The sequence below is a fragment of the Microcystis sp. LE19-10.1B genome (genome assembly GCF_027530565.1).
In the GTDB taxonomy this organism is placed as follows: domain Bacteria; phylum Cyanobacteriota; class Cyanobacteriia; order Cyanobacteriales; family Microcystaceae; genus Microcystis; species Microcystis aeruginosa.
Genome location: NZ_JAPZQM010000218.1, coordinates 1 through 1862, shown reverse-complemented (window position 1 = coordinate 1862; position 1862 = coordinate 1). Strand labels below are relative to the sequence as shown.

Annotated in this window: 1 protein-coding gene; it reads right to left on the bottom strand. The window is 41.4% G+C overall.

From position 1 onward, the window contains the following. Positions 1 to 308 precede the first annotated feature (308 nt). The gene (locus O9332_RS08000; RefSeq protein ID WP_002758476.1) at positions 309 to 1673 is read right to left on the bottom strand and encodes a sensor histidine kinase; all 1365 of its coding nucleotides are present in this window, start codon (positions 1671 to 1673) and stop codon (positions 309 to 311) included. Positions 1674 to 1862: the final 189 nt, after the last annotated feature.

The following is a 1862-nucleotide window of genomic DNA, read 5'->3' as shown; positions in this document are numbered from 1 at the left end:
TTTGTAATATTCCTTGTTGACACCCTTACTGACAAAGAAAAAACTGAAATCAAGTCAGGATAAGGGTTGGAGTGCTTACTGCAAAAATTGTTAAGAAAGATCCCTATAAGGGATAGCTTATCAAGGGGGGCAGGGGGGATCCCCCCGCCTATCGGCACCCCCCTTATCAAGGGGGGCAGGGGGGGTCAGAGGCAAAATCTATCTTCAATTTAATTATAACTACTTACTTAAAAATTCTTCGTTGCTTTCGTCTCCCTTCGAAAGAAAGAAAGTTACATTTTGTAATCTTTTGGCCGCTCAAGCTGGAACTAGGGTGAAATGGGCAGTTTGACGGTAAAGCTTGTTCCCTTATCCACTTGGCTATCTAGGGCGATTTCGCCGCGGTGGAGTTCGACGCATTTTTTAACCACTGCTAACCCCAATCCCGTGCCGATAATATTTTCCACATTCTGACCCCGATAAAAGGGTTCATAGATCTTACCTCTATCTTCCTCGGCAATGCCGATACCGTGATCCCGGACTTGAAAAACAATGCGATCGCTATCTTTCCACAAAATCAAACTAATCCCTGCTCCTGTGGGGGAATATTTAATCGCATTTAAGAGTAAATTACTTAAAATCGAGTAGAGCAGTTTCTCATCTAGATAAGGACGGATCATCAATCCCTGACTGACAAATTTAATCGGCGTATTATTTTTATTGATAAATTGAAAATCCTCGACTAAATTTAAACAAAAAGCTTCAATATCGAGCGGCTCTAGCCGACAACTGAGATTACCAGATTCTGCCCTTGTTAAAATCAAAATATCTGTTAAGAATTGATTCATTAGCTTGACAGAAGACTGGATTCTATATAGGTTTTTTCTGCTCGACTGTTCTGCATCTTTTAAGCCATTTTCTAATAACTGCGAGGCGGAAAGAATCACGGTTAAAGGAGTTCGGAACTCATGGGATATCATAGAAAAAAGCTGAATTTTTAGATCGGAAAGTTCTTTTTCCTGTAGTAATAACCGGTGAATTTCATCACTTTTTTGTCGCCGTTTCTCTTGCCAAAAAATCAAAAAATAAACTCCGCAAATAATCCCAAAACTGATAAAAGTTCCCATTAAGCCCAAAAGAGAATTTTCACTGATACTATCCCTAGAACTAGCGATGCTACTTCTTAAATTCCTTTTCTGACTAGCTTGTAAATAGGTAAGAAGATTTTGAAACTTATCCCGGACTTCGACACTTTTAACCGTGATTGCATCTTGAGAAATATCATCGGATCGATCGGATTTATAGGTGGCGATCGATTGATTAAATAAAGTAATTCGCCGATACATTAAATCCCCGATCTCAGTCACCATTTCCCGCTCGAAATCCGTGCCGTTTTCTAATTGTTTAGCCAGGAGTTGCCAGTTAGATTGCATCAAAGCGATCGCCCGACGATGACGGCTTAATTCCCTAGGGCTGCCAGTTGTGATATAACCCCGTCTTCCCGATTCGGCCACCGCCATGTTAGCGTAAAGATTAGCGAGATTATCGATGATCTCGTAGGTAACTTCCACCTCGGCAGCGCGCTGACGCAGGGCGAGGGTATTGCGATAGGAAACTAGGCTAATAGTTCCCATCAATAAGACAGTTAGCCCGAAACCTCCCGCGATCCATTTTCCTTGTTTGAGCCAATTCATCAGGAGTTAACCGACGCTATTTCCAGCTTACTCTATCTAAATGGAGCAGGGAGCATCTCACCTTTGCAATGAGCATAAATACTTAGTGGAAAAATAGGCTTTTCGAGGGTAATTCTTGTTTTAATTCTCCATGTACGCAGTCTTTAAAAGCCTCTATTTCGTTCCAAGACACGATTAAGAGTGGCTTTT

Bases quoted from the DNA above. Each gene is read 5' to 3' on its own strand.
- O9332_RS08000 (WP_002758476.1), bottom strand. From the start codon at position 1,673: ATGAATTGGCTCAAACAAGGAAAATGGATCGCGGGAGGTTTCGGGCTA.